This is a genomic window from Bacillus sp. NP247, assembly GCF_018966865.1.
Taxonomy (GTDB): Bacteria; Bacillota; Bacilli; order Bacillales; family Bacillaceae_G; genus Bacillus_A.
Map to the genome: position 1 here is coordinate 3,147,801 of NZ_CP076653.1, position 21,252 is coordinate 3,169,052.

General features: G+C 35.2%; 17 protein-coding genes and 2 pseudogenes. 15 read left to right on the forward strand and 4 right to left on the reverse strand.

Annotated elements, in window-relative coordinates; translation table 11 throughout:
• Positions 1 to 51 precede the first annotated feature (51 nt).
• Complete coding sequence (locus KPL75_RS16505) at positions 52 to 1,455, reverse strand: sigma-54 interaction domain-containing protein (protein WP_219917022.1); 1,404 nt, start codon at positions 1,453 to 1,455, stop codon at positions 52 to 54.
• A 301-nt stretch (positions 1,456 to 1,756) separates the two neighbouring features.
• Between KPL75_RS16505 and KPL75_RS16510 the strand changes: the two genes are divergently transcribed.
• The 3 genes and pseudogenes from KPL75_RS16510 to KPL75_RS16520 all read left to right on the forward strand — a co-directional run bounded on the left by KPL75_RS16510 (position 1,757) and on the right by KPL75_RS16520 (position 4,908).
• Positions 1,757 to 2,011, forward strand: a complete 255-nt coding sequence (locus KPL75_RS16510; protein ID WP_219917023.1) for a biotin/lipoyl attachment domain-containing protein — start codon at positions 1,757 to 1,759, stop codon at positions 2,009 to 2,011.
• Positions 2,012 to 2,117: 106 nt separating this feature from the next.
• Positions 2,118 to 3,539, forward strand: a complete 1,422-nt coding sequence (locus tag KPL75_RS16515) for an amino acid permease (RefSeq protein WP_219917024.1) — start codon at positions 2,118 to 2,120, stop codon at positions 3,537 to 3,539.
• A gap of 108 nt (positions 3,540 to 3,647) precedes the next feature.
• Positions 3,648 to 4,908: pseudogene (locus KPL75_RS16520) on the forward strand (acetylornithine deacetylase).
• A gap of 198 nt (positions 4,909 to 5,106) precedes the next feature.
• Here KPL75_RS16520 and KPL75_RS16525 read toward each other — a convergent pair.
• Entirely contained in the window at positions 5,107 to 5,760 is a 654-nt protein-coding gene (locus KPL75_RS16525) for a helix-turn-helix domain-containing protein (protein WP_219917025.1), read from the reverse strand.
• 130 nt (positions 5,761 to 5,890) lie between these two features.
• Here KPL75_RS16525 and ytaF point away from each other — a divergent pair, with 130 nt between their 5' ends.
• On the forward strand, positions 5,891 to 6,502 hold the full coding sequence (ytaF, locus tag KPL75_RS16530) for a sporulation membrane protein YtaF (RefSeq protein ID WP_219917026.1): 612 nt from the start codon (positions 5,891 to 5,893) through the stop codon (positions 6,500 to 6,502).
• Between the two features lie 162 nt (positions 6,503 to 6,664).
• On the opposite strand, the gene KPL75_RS16535 is transcribed toward ytaF, so the two are convergent.
• Positions 6,665 to 7,009, reverse strand: coding sequence for a DUF3969 family protein (locus KPL75_RS16535; protein WP_016103267.1), 345 nt, complete (start codon positions 7,007 to 7,009; stop codon positions 6,665 to 6,667).
• Between the two features lie 174 nt (positions 7,010 to 7,183).
• A complete protein-coding gene (gene glsA / locus KPL75_RS16540) occupies positions 7,184 to 8,113 on the reverse strand; it encodes a glutaminase A (protein ID WP_078180140.1) in 930 nt (309 codons plus the stop codon).
• A 323-nt stretch (positions 8,114 to 8,436) separates the two neighbouring features.
• On the opposite strand from glsA, the gene nagE reads away from it, so the two are divergent.
• The 11 genes and pseudogenes from nagE (at position 8,437) to pflA (ending at position 21,101) form a co-directional block, all read left to right on the forward strand.
• Complete coding sequence (nagE, locus tag KPL75_RS16545; RefSeq protein WP_219917027.1) at positions 8,437 to 9,939, forward strand: N-acetylglucosamine-specific PTS transporter subunit IIBC; 1,503 nt, start codon at positions 8,437 to 8,439, stop codon at positions 9,937 to 9,939.
• 264 nt (positions 9,940 to 10,203) lie between these two features.
• Positions 10,204 to 11,454: a serine hydrolase domain-containing protein gene (locus tag KPL75_RS16550; protein WP_219917028.1), complete on the forward strand. Its 1,251-nt coding sequence runs from the start codon at positions 10,204 to 10,206 to the stop codon at positions 11,452 to 11,454.
• A 335-nt stretch (positions 11,455 to 11,789) separates the two neighbouring features.
• On the forward strand, positions 11,790 to 12,191 hold the full coding sequence (locus KPL75_RS16555; RefSeq protein ID WP_219917029.1) for an LSm family protein: 402 nt from the start codon (positions 11,790 to 11,792) through the stop codon (positions 12,189 to 12,191).
• A gap of 16 nt (positions 12,192 to 12,207) precedes the next feature.
• A complete protein-coding gene (locus KPL75_RS16560; protein ID WP_002091140.1) occupies positions 12,208 to 12,402 on the forward strand; it encodes an LSm family protein in 195 nt (64 codons plus the stop codon).
• Between the two features lie 13 nt (positions 12,403 to 12,415).
• Positions 12,416 to 13,963 carry a glycosyltransferase family 2 protein gene (locus tag KPL75_RS16565; RefSeq protein ID WP_219917030.1) on the forward strand — a complete coding sequence of 516 codons (1,548 nt, stop codon included), beginning with the start codon at positions 12,416 to 12,418 and terminating at the stop codon, positions 13,961 to 13,963.
• Complete coding sequence (locus KPL75_RS16570; protein ID WP_219917031.1) at positions 13,953 to 15,197, forward strand: nucleotide sugar dehydrogenase; 1,245 nt, start codon at positions 13,953 to 13,955, stop codon at positions 15,195 to 15,197. The genes KPL75_RS16565 and KPL75_RS16570 overlap by 11 nt, the downstream gene beginning before the upstream one ends.
• On the forward strand, positions 15,194 to 16,159 hold the full coding sequence (locus tag KPL75_RS16575; RefSeq protein WP_219917032.1) for a UDP-N-acetyl-alpha-D-glucosaminuronate decarboxylase: 966 nt from the start codon (positions 15,194 to 15,196) through the stop codon (positions 16,157 to 16,159). The genes KPL75_RS16570 and KPL75_RS16575 overlap by 4 nt, the downstream gene beginning before the upstream one ends.
• Entirely contained in the window at positions 16,152 to 17,696 is a 1,545-nt protein-coding gene (locus KPL75_RS16580; RefSeq protein WP_219917033.1) for a glycosyltransferase family 2 protein, read from the forward strand. Before KPL75_RS16575 ends, KPL75_RS16580 begins: the two co-directional genes overlap by 8 nt.
• Positions 17,697 to 17,711: 15 nt before the next feature.
• Positions 17,712 to 17,904, forward strand: a pseudogene (locus tag KPL75_RS27680) (hypothetical protein).
• Positions 17,905 to 18,050: 146 nt separating this feature from the next.
• Positions 18,051 to 20,300 carry a formate C-acetyltransferase gene (gene pflB, locus KPL75_RS16590; protein ID WP_219917034.1) on the forward strand — a complete coding sequence of 750 codons (2,250 nt, stop codon included), beginning with the start codon at positions 18,051 to 18,053 and terminating at the stop codon, positions 20,298 to 20,300.
• Between the two features lie 69 nt (positions 20,301 to 20,369).
• The gene (gene pflA / locus KPL75_RS16595) at positions 20,370 to 21,101 is read left to right on the forward strand and encodes a pyruvate formate-lyase-activating protein (RefSeq protein ID WP_219917035.1); all 732 of its coding nucleotides are present in this window, start codon (positions 20,370 to 20,372) and stop codon (positions 21,099 to 21,101) included.
• Positions 21,102 to 21,252: the final 151 nt, after the last annotated feature.

A 21,252-nucleotide genomic window follows, 5' to 3' on the forward strand; every position in this document is an offset into this window, starting at 1 on the left:
GTTTATTATAACATATTTTACCATTTTTTTACACTTGGAGAAAGATTCATTTCATATGTGTAAATGCAATTTTTTAATTCGATATTGTAAGTTTTGTCTGCTCAATCCTAAAAATTTTGCGGCTTGTGAGATATTACCTTTATTCTCTTTAAGAATTTGATGGATATATTTCTTTTCCATTTCTTCGATTATATGTTTTAAAGTCTGTGGTGTATCAGTATTGTGACTAGTTAGCGGAGTCCGCATATTGAGTTCCTTTTTTGCTAGTTCGCGAAAGTGCGTTGGCATATGGAACGCTGTAATGATATCTTCATCTTCTATTAAGTTCATGGAACCTTCAATTATATGTTCTAATTCTCTCACATTACCCGGCCAATCGTATTTATAGAAGAAGTTATTTACGTTTAAATCTACATCTTTTACGCTAAGGTCAAATTGGATATTGTATTTTTCAATAAAGTGTTGAACAAGATATGCAATATCTTCTTTTCGTTCCCGTAAAGGTGGAAGACATAAAGTAACAACGCTTAATCTGTAATATAAGTCTTGTCTTAATCGATTGTGTGCTATGGCTTCAAGAGGATCTTCATTAATAGTTGCTATAATACGAACATCAATTTCTTTTTCTTGTGTGCCTCCGATTCTTCGTATTGTTTTTTCTTGTATAGCCCGCAGCAATTTAGCTTGAAGTGTTGGACTTAATGAGTTGATCTCATCTAATAACAAAGTCCCGCCGTTTGCTTCTTCAAATAAACCAGGTTTATCTATTGCTCCTGTAAAAGCACCTCGATTCGTACCAAATAGTAGACTTTCCATTAAGGTTTCTGGTATAGCGGCACAGTTTTGCGAAATAAATGGTTTTGTTGAACGTTGGCTTTCATTATGGATGCTTTGTGCAAATAGTTCTTTACCAGTCCCTGTTTCTCCGATGATAAGTATGGAGGAGGATGTACGTATTACTCTCTTTGCTTCTGCAATGACCGATTGAATAGCTCTAGAATCACCGATTATGTGATCAAAGGTAAACTTAGTGTTTTGTTTTCGAGAAAGGTTCGTTTTCATTGTTTGTTTTAAATGACTAATCTCTTTTGAAATTTCAATAGCGCCTTTAATTTTTCCATTTTCTATTATAGGAAAAGTATCGTTAATCGTCGTAATCTCTTGTCCTTTATTGTTAAAATACGTTTGTTTTATATTTCTGTTTGTTTTTCCAAGTTTTAATGCCTCTATAAGAGTACTATTTTTATTTTCTTCAAATGCAAATACTTCTAAAGGATTTTTATCTAGCACATCTAAGCGATCCATTGATTCAATGTCCATCATTTTGCGGTTATAGATAATCGTTTTACTTTCCTCATTAATAATATGAATCCCAATATCTAGTTCATTGAGTAAAGTTTCATATAGCATATTCATTTCAATAATCTTTTTAAAATTGATTTCTTTTGTATGCATGTATTATCTTCTCCTCGTTATACCCTATGAAGACTGACTTTTTATAATTTTATTAAAATTCTCATAAAATCGCAAAATTTTTTTGCTATTTTCTCTTAAAACTTTTCAAATGATAGAAAAATTTTGCGATTATGTAGATTTTTTTCGTGAAAAAGCCCAATTTTACATAGGTGTTGAGGTTGGTACGTATTTTGCATGAATAGTAGTTGAGAACTCTAAATTTAAAGAGTAGGGGGATTATGAATCTTTATAGGTTATGCAACGCTTCAGTGTCAATTAATAAGAGGGAGGAATTTATAAAGTGAAGATGGTTATAGAAGGTGTGTATAGTCCTTGTTACGGGAAAGTAGAGAAATTATTTGTTACTGAAAGTTCTTACGTATATGAGTGGGAAAAATTAGCGTTAATTGAAACAATAGATAAGAAGCAAGTGGAAATTAAAGTGGGAATCAGTGGTTATATCGAATCATTAGAAGTGGTAGAAGGACAAGCTATCGCTGATCAAAAACTATTAATAACAGTGAGGGATGACCTTTTAATAACAGGTAGTGATTAATATAAGTAATATATATTTTTGCTCTTTTAAATAATTATTTTTACTATGAATAATCTTTAAAACGCTTACATCGAATGGGTTTGCAAAGTGAAAAGGGGGGAGTTATATGATGGATCAAAACCAAGGATTAAAAAGAGAATTGAAAAGTCGGCACATATTTATGATTGCACTCGGAGGGGTTATTGGTACTGGGCTTTTTTTAGGATCCAGTTATACAATTCATGAAGCTGGACCTGGAGGAGCGATTGCAGCGTATCTTGTCGGTGGATTTGTTATGTATTTAACGATGCTCTGTCTTGGAGAGTTAGCGGTTGCGATGCCTGATGCAGGATCGTATCAAACATATGCTACAAAACATATTTCACCTGCAGCGGGTTATGTAGTGGGATGGATGTCGTGGCTAAACTGGACGGCTACGATAGGAATTGAATTAATTGCAGTTAGTATATTAATGAAACGTTGGTTTCCAGATGTATCATCATGGATTTGGTGTGTAGTGTTTGCCGTATTGCTCTTTGTTATTAATGCGTTATCTTCAAGAAGTTTTGCGGAGGTTGAATTCTGGTTTGCAAGTATTAAAGTAATTACAATTATTGCATTTATCATTTTAGGTGGGGCAGCAATGTTTGGTTTTCTAGATATGAAAGGAAATGAACCAGCACCGATGTTTTCTAGCTTTACTGATTATGGTGGATTGTTTCCAAATGGATTATCAGCAATTTTAATTACGATGATTGCAGTTAATTTTTCCTTCCAAGGAACAGAACTAGTTGGTATTGCAGCTGGTGAGAGTGAAAATCCAGAGAAAACGATCCCGAAGGCAATTAATAATACAGTTTGGCGCATACTTGTTTTCTTTGTACTATCTATTTTTATTCTTGCGGGACTATTTCCTTGGCAGCAAGCAGGCGTGATAGAAAGTCCATTCGTAGTTGTATTTGATAAAATTGGTATTCCTTATGCGGCTGATATTATAAATTTCGTTATTATTACAGCGGTACTATCAGTTGCGAATTCAGGATTATATGCAACTTCCCGTATGCTATGGTCGATGTCTAATCAAGGAATGATTAGCCCGATTTTTAGTAAGTTATCTAAAAACGGTGTTCCTATTTACGCATTGATTGTAAGTACAATTGTAGGTTGTCTCTCATTACTATCAGGTATTTATGCGGAAGATACAGTTTATTTATGGCTTCTTTCAATTGCAGGGTTTGGAGCGATATTAGTTTGGGCATCGATCGCTCTATCTAATCTATTAGCTAGAAGGACATACGTGAAGCAAGGTGGGGATATTAAAGACTTGAAATTTAAAACGCCATTGTATCCATTCGTACCACTGCTTGCTTTAGTATTAAATTTAACAGTAATTGTAGCTATGGCTTTTATTCCAGAGCAAAGAATGGCATTGTATTGTGGTATTCCATTTATGATTATTTGTTTACTGTTTTATCGCGCTACAAAAAATAAGAGAAGCAAAATAGAATATGTTGAAAAGGTAAATACAACAGAAGCAGAAAGCTTATAACTATATTCGAAACTTATGCTGAATTTAGAGACTGTATAATTGTAAACAGTCTCTTTTTTTGTGAAAATAAAGCCGGAAACATACTACGTATGCAAAGGGGAATTAGTGATGAATCCAGAAGTTTCGCAGTTGTTAAAACAAATAGATTCAAGGAGAGAAGAATTACTAGAACTTACAAAAACATTAATTCGTTTTGAAACACCTGCACCACCGGCGAGAAATACAAATGAGGCGCAAGAATTTGTTGCAGAATTTTTAAGAAAACGAAATTTTAGTATTGATAAATGGGATGTGTATCCTAATGACCCGAACGTTGTCGGGGTAAAAAAAGGGACGGAAAGTGAGTTATATAAAAGTCTTATTATTAATGGCCATATGGATGTAGCTGAAGTATCGGTAGATGAGGCGTGGGAAACAAATCCGTTTGAGCCGTTTATAAAAGATGGTTGGTTAGTTGGGAGAGGCGCGGCAGATATGAAAGGTGGACTAGCTGGAGCCTTATTTGCAATTCAGCTTTTAGAAGAAGCGGGAATTGAATTGCCAGGTGACTTAATGTTTCAATCGGTAATTGGAGAAGAAGTGGGAGAAGCCGGAACACTTCAATGTTGTAAGCGTGGATATGATGCTGATTTTGCAGTCGTAGTGGATACAAGCAATTTACATATGCAAGGACAGGGCGGTGTAATTACTGGATGGATTACTGTGAAAAGCCCGCAAACGTTTCATGATGCAACACGTAGACAAATGATCCATGCTGGAGGACGTCTGTTTGGAGCGAGTGCGATTGAAAAAATGATGAAAATCGTGCAAAGTTTACAAGAATTAGAGCGTCATTGGGCAGTCATGAAAACATATGAAGGCTATCCATCTGGAACAACAACAATTAATCCTGCTGTCATTGAAGGAGGGCGTCATGCAGCATTTATTGCTATGGATAACGGTACACTTTTATCCGAATGAAACACATGAACAAATAATAAAAGAAATTGAAGAGTATATTGGGAAAGTAGCGGCTGCCGATCCATGGTTAAGTGAAAACCCACCACAATTTAAGTGGGGCGGAGAATCAATGATTGTGGATCGTGGCGAAATTTTCCCTTCTTTAGAAATAGATAGTGAACATGCAGCTGTAAAAACTCTTAGCTCCGTACACGAATCAATTATATCTAAAAATGCAATTTTAGATATGTCTGCAACGGTAACAGATGGTGGTTGGTTTAGTGAATTTCATATTCCGGCTGTTATTTACGGACCAGGTACATTAGAAGAAGCTCATTCAATAAATGAGAAAGTTGAAGTAGAACAGTTAATTGAATTTACAAAAGTAATAACAGCATTTATATATGAATGGTGTCATACAAAAAAATAGATTATTATGTCGAAATCATGCAGGTATGTACTTGTACGATTTTTTAGTGAACTATTTCAGAGTTGAACATAAACAACAACTGAAATAGTTCTTTATTCCGCTATTCGCCGGGCAGTAAGCCCCCCACCTCAAAATTCAGGGAAAGCAAAGAAGTTAGGTGGGAGTCGTGCTGCCCATAAAAGCCTTCACTTTATTTTTCTATGTTTTTCGTTTTATTTCAATTAATTTCTCTTTCGCTAATTCAACAGCAATTGCATCATCTAAATAGCCAATTGGAAAAAGATAATCGGGGATAATGTCTGTTGATAAAATGAAATATAGTAAGGCCCCCCCAATAACTGCACGTTCTTCGTTTGAAATGGTTTCTGTACAAAATTGTTGATACATATCTGTTAATTGTTCAATAAAAGGACCAGCGCTATCAATTTGTTCTAATTTACTTGCGAAACTTTCGTGAATACGTTTTTCACCTTCTGTTGTTTGAGCATAGCGTTCATAGTTTTCAAGTTCTTGTTTTACGCGCGTTGTTGTGTAGTCGAAATCAAATAAGTTAGAGGATTGCAGAGTTTGCTGAATTGTATCAAGAGATGTGTACATATCCGTCTTTTCTTTATTGGTGTGAGGAGAATCAGGATACATCGCATCAAATAACAATTGTGGTGGAACTTGTAGACATTCTGCAAATTTTTGTAGATGTTTTTGTTTTGGCGGTTGTTTGCCATTCATAATTCTTGAGATCGTTGCGGGATCAATATTTGTAAGCATTCCTAATTGGCGCATGGATAAAGCACGTTCTTTTAAAAGTTTTTTTATTAATGTACTAAGCCGCTCATTTGAATTTTCTTTAGGCATAATGAAGGCACTCCTTTTTTATTGTTGAAAAAATGTTGAGCATTTATTACAAGTATATGAAATAGACAGGCACAGTTGCTCAACATTTTCATAATATGCATGGAAAAGTGAGAAAAAGGGGTGAATGTTGATGAGTACGGCAGGTCTATTTTCAATTTTTTTAATCGGAATTGCTTCTAATTTAGATAATGCAGGTGTTGGGATTGCATATGGCATTCGTAAAATTCGGATTTCGTGGTTTAACAATTTTATCATCGCATTTTTTGGGTTTTTATTTACTTTACTAGCTGGTTTTTTTGGGAACTGGATTGCGGTATTTATTTCAGAGTTTACAGCAAACCTGATCGGAGCAATCGTTTTAGGAATAATCGGGGTGTTTATTTTATGTCAGCCTTTCTTGAGTCAAAGAGATACTGCAGGCACTGAAGATGGTAATGTACTTATGGGAATTTTACGTGATCCAGAAAAAGCAGATTTTGATGGCTCTAAAACAATTGGTTTTTCTGAAGCAATTGTTTTAGGGGTTGCATTGTCTATTAATAATATTGCGGGTGGGTTTGATGCTGGAGTAACAAATTTAAATCTTTGGCTTACGGCATGCATTTCTGGGGTGTTTAGTTTTATTTGTATTAGTGGTTTTGCGTATGTAGGAAAAAGATTTTTAGCTGAATACTTAGGGAAATGGGCAACTATAATTGCAGGTGTGTTATTAATTCTAATTGGAATTGATCAATTGTTGTAAGAAGGATAAAGAAAACAGTATTCGAGTATTTCCTTGGAAATACACTAAGAAATTGCATATATCGACGTGAAATCATTTTAAGGTAATGAAAAATTGTGAGTATTATCCAAATTTCGTGTGTAAAAAGGTTTGAAAAAGTAAAAGCACCTGTATAGGTGCTTTTTAGCGTATATCTTCAATTAGTTGTGCACATTCTTCATCATGCATACTGTACTCACTTAAAACTTGAATACAAAGCCATTTCAGTTCTTCAATACTATGCTCAAGTTCTTCGGGAAGTACATGGTAAATGTCTTCAAGTCCCATTCCGAAATGAATAAGTTCTAGTACTTGATCATCGATGTTCCGATCCATTAATAGTTCAAGCACTTCTAAATTGAATATGTATCGGTGAGCTTCATCGAGTGAAACAACTTTTAGTTTCAAACTTTCTACAATACTCAATATGAAAAGAAGAATTGTTTTTTCGAGAACAGGTTGTTTCTCCATTTGAAATATGAGTTTCATCTTTTACACCTCCACATACAGCGCTAGGTTGTACTATATTATTCAGGAGGGGGGAGCAAATATGCATAATAAAGAGAACTTTTATTACTGTTTTTTTGAATTGTGTTGAAGCCTAGTAGAACGATTTTTTTGTGAAATAAAAAATCCTGCCAATATAGCAGGATAACTTCTAAATTAAAACATACTCCAACCTTCTTGGGCAGAAAGTAATTCAAGAATTTTAAAACCAGCGATACTATTTCCGTTTGCATCTAAAGCCGGTCCGAAAATACCGATTCCCATTTCGCCTTTTACGCAGCCGAAAATGCCGCCCGCGACACCACTTTTTGCAGGGATTCCAACACGAATTGCAAATTCACCAGATTCATTATACATCCCGCAAGTAACCATAAATGTTTTACAAATTTTCGTAATATGTTTAGGGATGATCTGTTTCTTTTTATATGGATCATATCCATCCATTGCAAAAATTAAGCCAATACGTGCTAAATCGATACAGTTTACTTCAACTGCACATTGACGAGTGTATAAATCCATAAGTTCTTCAATATCACAATCGATAATTCCATTTTGTTTCATATAATAACAAAGTGAACGGTTTAAGTAAGCAGTCTCTAATTCTGAATTAGCAACTGTAGAAGAATAATTAATAGTAGGATTATCTGTTATTTCACGTACAAAATGAAGAATATGCTCCATTTTCTCTTCGTTATCTTTTCCTGCTAACATGCTTGTAATAGCTAGTGCTCCTGCATTAATCATTGGATTAAGAGGTTTGGAAGGACTTGTCGTTTCTAACTTAATAATAGAATTGAAAGGGTCACCGGTTGGCTCCATTCCAACTTTAGAAAATACATATTCTTCACCACGATCTAAAAGGGCAAGTGCAAGTGTAATTACTTTGGAAATACTTTGAAGAGTAAATAGTGTTTGTGAGTTGCCAGCATGGATATATTCTGTTTCTTTATGGAAAATGGCAATCCCTAAATCAGCTGGATCTGCATTTCCTAGTTCGGGGATATAAGTAGCAAGTTTTCCTTTTTTCGTATATGGTTTTACTTGTTCTAACAACTGCTGTAAGTTGTTTGTTTCAATGCACTGCATAGTACCAACGCTCCTATTTTGAATTAACTAAGTTTACTTTTCCCGATATGCTCGGAAATAAATAATAACATGAAAAAGTGGAATGATAAAACGAAAGTTATGTGTGCTATAATTAGTTTTTTTGCCTGCATATTTTGTATTCAATAAGGAGAATTTTCCTTTTATATAACAGTTTGGAAATAGAAAACTTATCCATTAAAAGTTCGAAAATAAAAACTACACATCTATACAACTATATGTTATTATGGTTATGTAATAGAAAGCGTTTTCTAAAGCGTACTTATAATGATAACGATTTCATAAATTTGATAGGGGGAATTAAAATGTTGCAGTTTTTACAACGTATTGGTAAAGCGTTAATGCTTCCAATCGCCGTACTACCAGCAGCAGGATTATTGCTTCGTTTAGGGCAACCAGATGTATTTGATATTCCTGTTATGGCACAGGCCGGCGCAGCAGTTTTTGATAATTTAGCACTTATTTTTGCAATAGGTATTGCAATAGGTCTTTCAGTTGATGGTAGTGGTGCAGCAGGTCTTGCAGGTGCAATTGGTTATCTGGTTATGAAAAACAGTATTGATGCACTTAGTAAGGGATATTCTACTGCAGAATTACAAGATAAATTAGGTAAAGTCCAAGATTTAATAGGCAATAGCGCGAATGTAGATCCTTCTAAGCTTGCAGATACAATGACACAAGTATCTAAGGCAGCCGAATTATCGACTAAAGTGGATATGAAAGTTTTAGGTGGTATTATTGTCGGTGTTATAGCAGGGCTCCTTTATAATAAATTCCATAAAATTAAACTTCCAGAATGGTTAGGTTTCTTTGCTGGAAAACGTTTCGTTCCGATTGTTACATCGGTTGTGATGCTAATATTAGGAATTCTATTCGCACAAATTTGGCCAGCAATTCAAAATGGTATTGATGCACTGGCTCATGGAATTGTTAATTTAGGTGCAGTTGGTTCAGGTCTATTTGGTTTATTAAACCGTTTATTAATCCCAATTGGTTTACACCATGTAATGAACACATACTTCTGGTTCGTATTTGGTGACTTTACAAATGCAGCAGGTAATGTTGTAAATGGTGATATCGCTCGCTTCCTTGCAGGGGATAAAACAGCAGGTATGTTTATGACTGGTTTCTTCCCAGTTATGATGTTCGGTTTACCAGCAGCATGTTTCGCAATGATTGCAGCTGCTAAACCAGAAAACCGTAAAATGGTTACAGGTATGTTAGGTGGTCTAGCATTAACTTCATTCTTAACTGGTATTACAGAACCGATTGAATTCTCATTCATGTTCTTATCACCAGTATTATATGGTATTCATGCCGTGTTAACAGGTATTTCTTTATTTGTAACAACATCACTTGGCATTCACGATGGCTTCACATTTAGTGCCGGTGCAATTGATTACTTCTTAAACTTTGGTATTGCAACAAAGCCAGTGTTACTAGCTGGGATCGGTTTAATTTACGCAGCAATTTACTTCGTAGTATTCTACTTCTTAATTAAGAAGTTTGATTTAAAAACTCCTGGTCGTGAAGACGAAGATGAGTTAGCTGAAGATGGTGATGCACCAGTTGCAGGTTCAATTGGTGAAACTTACGTAGCAGCTTTAGGTGGAAAAGAGAACTTAACTGTTATTGATAACTGTGCAACACGTCTACGTCTACAAGTGAAAGATGCAGGTTTAGTAAATGAGCCTGCATTAAAACGCGCAGGTGCAAAAGGTGTTATGAAATTAAGTAACACAAGTGTACAAGTTATCGTAGGCACAAATGTTGAATCTGTTGCCGATGATATGAAAAAACACGTATAAATAATTAAATAAGAGGATATCCAAAAAGATTGATAACATCAGTTTTTTTAGAGGATATCCTCTTTTTTTTGTTGAAAATTTAACGGGAATCTTACTTTTGTAAATTTTCTTTTTCTTTTTTATACATATAGGTTGGTAATATGTTCGGTGCGTGATACAGTAGTGATGACATAAAATGGAGTGTCCATAATCTGCGGAAATGATTTGAAATAAGTCTTGTGTAGATGAATTAAATTATCGGTAAATAAGGGGAAAAAGGTAATCATGGATCAGGAAAAAAATACTGTTAATGGGAAAGCAAATCGGTCGATTGTATACATAAAAAGAACAATCATTCTAGCCCTACTACTGTCACTTGTATATTTCATGTATACAAAAATTGTTGCGCATAATAAGAAAGAAGAAACTTTAAAAGCGACAGCAGAAATGAAGAAGCAAGAAGAGATAAAAAAGAAAGAAGAAATGAAAAGGCAAGAAGCTGAAAAACAAAGAAAACAAAAAGAGCAGGAAGAACAGGTAAAGCAGGCGCAAGTTATAGAGAAACCTGCTGAAGGACCGCCTCAAGAAATTAATGAAAACGCTCAATTAGATCAATATTTACAAAACGCAGGATTTAGTGGGACAGCTGTTATTGTGAAGAACGGAAAAGTTCTTTTGAATAAAGGATACGGTATGGCGAACAAAGAGAAGCAAGTACCGAATAATTCAGAAACGACCTTTTATATTGGCTCTATTTCAAAGGCATTTGTAGCGACTGCTATTATGCAATTGAAAGATCAAAATAAGTTGCAAGTAGAGGATACGGTTGCAAAGTATATTCCAGATTTCCCTCAAGGTAATGGCATTCAGCTAAAACATTTGTTAACACATACATCAGGGATTCCTGAATATGGGCAGGGAACAGAAGATATTTCTCATGAAGAACTGATAAAGCGGATAGGAAATCAAAAGCGTATTGGCGGTCCAGGAGAGAAATGGAAGTATTCCGATTCGAACTACTCTATACTTGCTTACATTGCTGAGAAGGTAAGTGGACAGTCGCTCGAAGAATATATTAAACAACATATTTTTGCTACTGCTGGTATGAAGCATTCTGGTTTTGGTAAAGCGTTAGAGCAAACAAGGTTCCCATCAACGGGTTATAAAATAGTGAATAACAACATGACAACACCTAACATTCCGAGCATGTCACAACTATATGGTTGCGGTGATATATATACAAGTGCGCATGATCTATATTTATTTAATGAAGCGCTATTCTCTGGAAAATTAATTTCAAAAGAGAGTTATGATCAAATGTTTACAGCTGTGAAAAAGGATTACGGATTCGGCTGGTATGTAGATCCGGGCAGTTATTCAAATCACGGCGTAATGCCAGGTTGGAATTGCTTAAATGGATTTAGTAAAAATGGTAGTGTATATGTTGTTTTATTATCTAACATTCAAAACAACATTAAATCATTTGGTAAAGTGAATAACGACATTTATACGATGTTACGAAGTATTGAAGTGTAAGAGACTATCCCTTTTGGGTAGTCTTTTTTTGTATTGAGGAAGTATATATAATGTGATAATTAAATAAATGGAAAAAGAAGGGCAAGTATACATAGGCATCATGCACGTAATGCGAAACGAACTATTTTTTTACAGTGCAGCTGCCATTATTACAATTAAAAATTAAAATATATATAAAGATAGATGGGACACCATCTATCTTTTTTATGTGATTAAAAAAGAGTGTTTCTTTGAAAAATGTATGCCTTACCTATCACAAAAAAAGCCTGCTTTGTATAAATTAAGATGTATGGATGTAAAATTTTATACTTTAAAAATAATAGGAGGAGAAGTGTATGTGTTTGTTCAGAAAATATTGGGATAAATTATCTCGACTGTTTAATAGACAATTAGGTTATTTTTTAGATGACAAGTTACTGCCTGCTGTGGAGCGACTTTTATTTTCACAAAACTTTGCAAAATTTATTCAAAGAAATTCTAAGCAAGCTACGGAAAAATTTATAGAATCAAGTCAATTTCAATCTATTATTTGTAGTATTTTAAAAGAATGCAATACATCACCTTTTAAAGAAATTGCAAAGCAATATTTAGGTGAAAACGTAGAAATTACTGTGACAGTCGGACAGTTAACAGGTGTTATTGTAGCAGTTGGTGACGATTTCTTAACACTGCAAGAAGGAATAGGAACAGAAGTTTTATTACCATTTACAAGTATTATATCAATGAAAGAAGCGTAAGAAAGGAGACTTATATATGTTATTTACTGATGAATTGCGTAACCATGTTGGTGAATTAGTGCAAGTTGTGACAGCTGTAGAAATTGTTGCAGGTATTCTTTTATCTGTGACGGATGGGGCAGTAAGTGTTCGTACAGCTCCTTCTTATGGACCACCGGAAGATGTACTTGTGCGTATTCCTATTATTTCTTATGTTCGCTTGGAAGGGTAAGAGTGATACAAGTATGAGAGTATCAGTTGTTATTCCAGTGCATAATGAAGCAAGTACTTTATCACAAGTTTTAGTAGAAGTGGAGAAGCTCGAGCCGTATGAAATTATTGTAGTAGATAATGGATCGACAGATGGAACGAAGGAAGTCGCATTACAGCATAGTTGCCATGTAATTTATTATAAACATTCTCTTGGCAATGATGTAGGAAGGGCAATTGGAGCTAGAGAAGCAAAAGGTGAAATTATATTGTTTTTAGATGGTGACATTGTTATTGAGAGTAAAGAGCTACAATGTTTCGTGAAAGGAATTCAGCTGGGGCATCAAATTGTTGTGAATAATTTAACATGGTCTGTTTATTTAAAGGTGAGACCACATTATACGACAGTTGGAAAATTCATGTTGAATCGTTATTTGAATAAAAAAGAGCTTGCTGTTGGTTCTTTAATCGCAATTCCACATGCGATGAGCCGGGAAGTTATCGAGAGACTTGGATGGTGGGATTTAGCAGATCCCGCATTATTTCAAGCGATGGCGATGTCTAGGGGAGTAGATATTGTTGATATGGCTTCGGTCGATGTAATTCACACGAATAAGGTTCGTCCTGTGCATACTGGTACATCACCTGGTTCTCCTTATCCGAAAGCGACTAGTCGTATTATAGGTGATCAATTACGTGCTTTGCAATACGTAATTGAAACATATGGTAAACGCGGCGGTTTTTCGGAAGGAAACAGGGATAGAGAGTTTATAGGGAAGTATAAACCAGTTTTATTACAACGGAAAAAAGCGAAATACAGTGCGATTATACCAGTGTCAGAAGAAAAAATGACTATAAGATCTGTTATACAAGAAGTGAAAAAAGCAGGAGTAGATGAAATTATTGTTGTTGCGAATGGAGCGGATATCGAGACTATTAAACAAGCAAAACTAGAGAATGTAATTGTTGTTGAATTTGGGAAGGCGCTTGGACATAATGTAGCGCGAGCGATAGGGGCCATGCATGCTACGGCAGATATTTGTTTATTTGTTGATGGTGATTTTGCTATTCCGGCAAAAAAGTTAATTCCATTTTTGCATGCTATTGAAGACGGAAATGATGTGGCGTTAAATGATTTGCAATGTTTGTTAGATATGTTTCACCCGGCAGATCCAATTAGTATGGGGAAATATTTCGTGAATTTGGTAGCGAAACGACCAGATTTATGGAATAACTCTTTAACTGCTGTACCACATGCTATGCATAAAAAGGTAATAGAGAAAATAGGGTATGATTCTCTTGTTATTCCGCCACTAGCTCAAATGAAAGCTATTTTGGAGGGATTCTCTATTACAGCAGTAGAATTTGTAGATGTTATAAAAACAAATCGAGTACGCCCAGAGCAACATGGATTTGTAAATGGACGAATTCCTGCATTCGATCGTATTTTCGGAGATCAGCTTGAGGCTATTGCTTATTTATTACAACATACGAATGGGCGCGGGAGTTTTACAGACGGAGAAAGGGATAGAGATATAATACTACAATTGAGAAGGGAAGAAGAGAATATAGATGAATGCTAGTAGTAAAGTAACCATTATTGGATTAGGATATGTTGGCCTTCCTTTAGCGGTCCTTTTTGCAGAAAGAGGACATGCTGTACTTGGATTAGATAAAGATACTAGGAAGATAGAATTAATAATTAAAGGAGAAAGTTATATTCCTGATGTTTCTTCTAACGTATTACAAAATTTATTGAACGAGAGAAAATTAATAGTAAATACACCAGATAAAGGTGTTGCGGAGTTCCAAAATAGTGAGTATGTTATTGTGACTGTGCCAACGCCAATTAATGAGAATAAAGAACCAGATTTAGGTGCCCTCATTTCAGCCTCCCATTATATACAACAACACCTTCAAAAAGGACAAACCTTCATTTTTGAAAGCTCCACATATCCAGGTACACTGGAGGAAGTTATCATTCCTATTATTTCTCAAACAGGTAAAAAGGTAGGAGAAGATTATTATATTGGCTATTCTCCAGAGCGAATTGATCCAGCGAATAGCCAGTATTCAGTTGAAACAATTCCAAAAGTTATTAGTGGACAAACAGAGCAGTGTAAACAAAAAGTACAGGAGTTGTATAGCACTATATTTGATGTAGTCGTTCCAGTTAGCTCTCCGAAAGTGGCCGAGATGTGTAAGCTATTTGAAAATATTCAGCGCTTAGTTAATATTTCATTAGTAAATGAGTTGAATATGCTTTGTGAAAGTTTGAATATTGATTTTTATGAGGCAATTGAAGCTGCATCTACAAAACCGTTTGGATTTACTCCGTATTGGCCAGGACCAGGAATAGGAGGACACTGTATTCCGGTAGATCCTTTATATTTTCAATGGAGAATAAGAAAGGCTGGAGCAATTAGTCAATTAATTGAGGCAGCACATGTAATTAATGAAGAAATGCCAGCGAAAATAATCGGTAAAGTAAAAGGTGTGGTGCAATCACCCGCAACGGTTTTAATTGTAGGGATTGCATATAAGAAAGATGTAAATGATTTGAGAGAATCACCGGCGTTGCCAATTATTCAATTATTAATAAAAGAAGGATACAAGATAGAATATCATGATCCGTATATTTCTACAGCGAAAATTGGAGATACACTATATCAATCCGTTCCATTAGATGAACAAAGAATTAAACAAGCAGATTGTATTTTAATTGTAACGGATCACTCTAGTATCGATTGGAAGCTCTTTAAAGGAATTGGGCGATTAATAGATACACGTGGAATTATAAAGAAGGTGGGTGTATGAGTAAGAAATGTTTAATTACAGGTGGAGCAGGATTTATTGGATCACATCTAGCTGAAGAATTGGTAAAAAGAGGTTATGAGGTCACGATTGTGGATAACTTCTATAAAGGGAAAAATAAATATCATAATAAGTTAATGAAAGAGATTCCAGTTAGTCCAATCAGTGTTTTAGATAAAAAGGCAATCGGTGAATTAGTAAATCAACATGATGTAGTATTCCATTTAGCGGCAATATTAGGTGTTAAAACGACAATGGAAAAGAGTGTAGAGCTCATTGAAACAAATTTTGATGGAACGAGAAACATTTTACAAGCAGCATTAAACGGAAAAAAGAAAGTAGTTTTCGCATCTACTTCGGAAGTATATGGAAAGGGAGAGCCGCCATTCTCTGAAGAAGGAGATCGTTTATACGGTGCAACTTCCAAAATACGTTGGAGTTATGCAATTTGTAAAACGTTAGAGGAAACATTATGTTTAGGGTACGCATTAGAAGGTTTACCTGTAACGATTGTTCGTTATTTTAATATTTATGGTCCAAGAGCGAAAGGTGGTCCGTACGCAGGAGTAATTCCACGATTTATTCGTGCGGCTTTGCAAGGTGACGATATTCTCGTGTATGGAGATGGAAAGCAGACACGTTGCTTTACGTATGTAAGTGATGCGGTCGAGGCAACAATTCGTGCAATGGATGAGAAGTTAAATGGTGAAATTATTAATATAGGTTCTGAGAATGAAAAAAATATAAAGGTAGTAGCGGAAGATATAAAAAAATTAACGAAGTCTATTTCCAAAATTGTGCACGTTCCATTTGAGGAAGTATATCCACATGGATTTGAAGAGATTCCAAATAGAAGACCAGACGTAACGAAATTAAGAGAACTTGTTCAATTTCAAGCGAAAGTAACGTGGGAACAAGGATTGAAAGAAACTATTAAATGGTTTCGTGAAGAAAACAATGGCTAAGTCGTTATCAGTTATTATTCCTGTATGTAATGAAGTGGATACGATTTCAGACGTGGTTCAATCGGTAAAACCATTAAATCCAGTAGAGATTATTGTAGTAGCAAATGGTTGTAATGATGGTACAGAAGCAATTGCTGAGGGCTTAGGATGTACAGTAATTGAGCATAAAGAGTCACTTGGTAACGACGTTGGACGCGCAGTTGGTGCAAAATATGCGATAGGTGATGTATTACTGTTTGTAGATGGTGATTTTGCTATTCAAACTTCAAAATTACAATTATTCCTTAATCCGATTTTGCATGATCAGGCGGACATCGCTTTAAATAATTTGGACGCATTATTTTTAAAGAAACAAAAACCACATTCTATTACAGTATGGCGCCAAATATTAAATGCAATGTTAGAGAAAGAAGAATTAAAAATTGACTCTTTATTATCTGTACCTCATGCGCTGACGAAGGAAGTCGTACAAAGTATTGGATACGAATGTTTTGTTAATCCTATTGTGGCTCAGCTACGCCTAGCACAAAGTAAATGGAGAATTAGTCGTCATTGTGCGATTGATGTTATTACGCCGAATAAATTTCGTCCACTCGAGCATGCTGCATACGGCACGAATCTTTCTCATTCCGAAAAACGAATGATAGGCGATCATATAGAAGCTGTAGCAGAGCGGATAGTAGACAGCGATGGGCGCGGAGGATATTATGATGGAAATAGGAAAAGAGAGAGTGTCTACCATACTTTAAATTTTGAAGATTTTTATCAAGGATGGGGCATTACATCTAATTTGTATAAAGGAGAGCAATTATCGGTAATTATTCCTGTACAAGATGAAGAGAAAACAATTGGAAACGTTATAGAAGAGCTTCGCAAAATTGAACCTTTTGAAATCATCGTTGTTGTAAATGGCTCGTCCGATAAAACGGCAACAATTGCAAAAGACAAGGGAGCAACAACAATTGTGTATAAAGAAGCACTTGGAAACGATGTAGGGCGTTCGCTTGGAACTTATTTTGCAAAAGGAGAAATTGTTTTATTTATAGACGGTGATTTTGTTATTCCAGCTAGTGAGCTATATCCCTTTGCAAAAGCTATTGCAGATGGAACGGATGTCGCATTAAATGATTTAAATCATTATTTAGATTTGAGAGTACCACTTCATCTTGTAACAGCATTTAAATATGCATTAAATTTAGCTTGTGATAGAAAAGATTTAGGCGTAGGCTCTCTTATTGCTGTACCTAATGCGTTTAGTCGTACTTGTTTGAAGGAAATAGGGTATAGATCATTATTGTCACCTTGTGTAGCACAAGTTAAAGCTGTACTTTCAGGTTTTGAAATCGCTTGTGTAAGTCGTATTGATGTTGATAGGGTGAACCGTATTCGCCTTAGTGAACATTTCGCAAAAATAGGTCATCCTCCAGCTGTCCTTCGAATTATTGGTGATCATATAGAAGGATTAGAGCAATTAATTGCATTAACAAACAGTCGTGGTGGATTTTACGATGGAAATAGAAATAGAGGAGCTATATAGAGCTTCTATCTTATTATGAAAAGAAGTGTACCTAATCGGTACACTTCTTTTCAATCTGTCATAAGACTATAACAGATTAGGAGATAAGAGTATTACAGCTCTACAATGGGTATCGTTCTTATATTACAAAATAGGACTCGTATATAAGAATACCAAAAAAATACAATTAAAGAAAGGGTTAATTATAAAGACTTTTAAACGAGGTTAACACTACGAATATAGTAGTTTGCTCAACATTTCACAAACATGTCACAACTATTTCGTTCACTTCCGAAAAAAAGTAGTATTCTAAGTGTGTAAGCTGTTATATAAAAAAACGTAGTCCTGTACTAATCAAAAATGGAGGAGATTAGGATGACTCAAGTATTAGAAAATGTAAAAAACGCGTGGGAAAACTTTAAAGGTGAAAAATGGAAAGCAGAGATTGATGTTCGCGATTTCATTTTAAATAATGTAAACGTTTACGAGGGAGAAGACTCTTTCTTAGCGGAAGCAACTGAAGAAACGAAAAAACTTTGGGATCAAGTAATGGATTTAACAACAAAGGAACGTGAAAACGGTGGCGTTCTTGATATGGATACAAAAATTGTTTCTTCTATTACATCACATGAACCAGGATATTTAAATAAAGATATTGAAAAAGTGGTCGGTTTCCAAACGGATAAACCATTTAAACGTTCTTTACAACCATATGGTGGTATTCGTATGGCGGAGCAAGCTTGTGAAGCGTATGGATATGAAATGGATAAAGAACTTAGCAAGATTTTCAGAGACTGGCGTAAAACTCATAATCAAGGTGTATTTGATGCATACACACCAGAAATGAAAGCGGCTCGTAAATCAGGTGTTATTACTGGTCTTCCAGATGCGTATGGACGTGGACGTATTATCGGTGACTATCGCCGCGTAGCGCTATATGGTATAGATCATTTAATTGAAGCGAAAAAAGCGGATTATAATTTAACTGGCGGTGTAATGAGCGAAGATACAATGCGTTTACGCGAAGAATTATCTGAGCAAATGCGTGCACTTCAAGAGTTAAAACAGATGGCTGCTTCTCATGGATTCGATATTTCTAAGCCAGCCACAAATGCACAAGAGGCCTTCCAATGGTTATACTTTGCTTATCTTGCAGCAATTAAAGAGCAAAACGGGGCAGCAATGAGTCTTGGACGTACATCTACATTCCTAGATGTTTACATTGAAAGAGATTTAGCAAATGGTACTTTAACAGAAGAAGCAGCACAAGAAATTGTGGATCACTTCATTATGAAATTACGTCTTGTGAAATTCGCAAGAACACCTGACTACAATGAACTATTCTCTGGAGATCCAACTTGGGTAACTGAATCTATCGGTGGTATGGCGTTAGACGGTCGTCCGTTAGTAACAAAAAACTCATTCCGTTTCTTGCATACATTAGATAATTTAGGACCAGCACCAGAACCAAACTTAACAGTTCTTTGGTCTAAACAATTACCAGAGAACTTTAAAAACTACTGTGCGAAAATGTCTATTAAAACATCAGCAATTCAATATGAAAATGATGATATTATGCGTCCTGACTACGGTGATGACTACGGTATTGCTTGTTGTGTATCAGCAATGAGAATCGGTAAACAAATGCAATTCTTCGGAGCACGTGCAAACTTAGCGAAAGCATTACTATATGCGGTTAACGGTGGTAAAGATGAAAAGTCAAAAGCACAAGTTGGTCCTGAATACGCACCAATTACTTCTGAAGTATTAGATTATGAAGAAGTTATGCGTAAATTCGATATGACAATGGAATGGTTAGCTGGTCTATACTTAAATACATTAAATGTAATTCACTATATGCACGATAAATATAGCTATGAACGTATTGAAATGGCACTTCATGATACAAATGTTCTACGTACAATGGCAACAGGTATCGCTGGATTATCTGTAGTAGCAGATTCTTTAAGTGCAATTAAATATGCACAAGTAAAACCAATTCGTGATGAAAATGGTATTGCAGTTGATTTCGAAATTGAGGGAGATTTCCCTAAATACGGTAACAATGATGATCGTGTAGATGAAATCGCAGTAAATCTTGTGAAAACATTTATGAACAAGCTTCGCAAACATAAAACATACCGTAATTCTGTTCATACAATGTCAATCTTAACAATCACATCTAACGTTGTATACGGTAAGAAAACTGGTAACACTCCAGATGGACGTCGTACTGGAGAACCATTTGCACCGGGCGCAAACCCAATGCATGGCCGTGATACAAAAGGTGCATTAGCGTCATTATTATCTGTAGCTAAATTACCATATGAAGATGCACAAGATGGTATTTCAAATACATTCTCTATTATTCCCAAAGCACTTGGTAAAGAAGATGATGTACAAGTACGCAACTTAGTATCTATGCTTGATGGATATGCAATAAAAGAAGGACACCACTTAAATATTAACGTATTTAACCGTGAAACATTAATGGATGCAATGGAGCACCCTGAAAAATATCCACAATTAACAATTCGTGTATCTGGTTACGCTGTTAACTTTATTAAATTAACTCGTGAACAACAAATTGATGTAATTAACCGTACAATGCATGAAAGCATGTAAGTGAAAAAAGTGTTCCTCCGCTTTTAATATGTAGCGGAGGGAGGCTGTTTCAATAAAGGAGGAAGTAACATGGTAAAAGGAAGAATACATTCTGTAGAGTCTTGTGGTACTGTTGATGGCCCAGGGATTCGTTATGTCATATTTACACAAGGGTGTTTATTACGTTGTCAATATTGTCATAATGCTGATACATGGGAAATCGGTAAAGGTAAAGAAATAACAGTTGAAGAAGTGATGCAGGATGTGACATGTTACCTTCCATTTATTGAAGCTTCTGGAGGCGGTATAACAGTTAGTGGTGGAGAGCCACTATTACAGCTAGACTTCTTAATTGAGTTGTTTAAAAAGTGTAAAGAATATGGTATCCATACAACAATCGATTCTTCTGGCGGTTGTTATTCTGAGGAACCAGAATTCCAAAATAAGCTAGATATTTTAATGGAGTATACAGATTTAGTTTTATTGGATTTGAAGCATATTGATTCAAAGAAACATCGTAAATTAACTGGGAAACCAAATGAACACATTTTACAATTTGCTCGTTATTTATCGGATAGAAAGAAACCAATTTGGGTAAGACATGTATTGGTTCCCGGTGTTACCGATGGTGAAGAGGATCTGCAAAAATTATCAAACTTTATTCAAAGTCTATCTAATGTTAAGAAAGTGGAAGTGTTGCCATATCATAAACTCGGTGTTTATAAATGGGAGGCACTTGGACATAAGTATCCACTTGCAGATGTGAATCCACCGACAGAAGAAAATGTTGAGCATGCGAAACATATTTTAAAAGCAGTCTAATCCAAATATTGGATTAGACTTTTTGTTTCTTTATAATAAAATCTAGAGTATATATTTAGAAAAGAGTATACTGAAGAGAGAATATCCATATTTTTGTAAAGGATAGGCGGAGAAATTTACATAATTGTAAAGGGAAATCAAAATAGTAAAA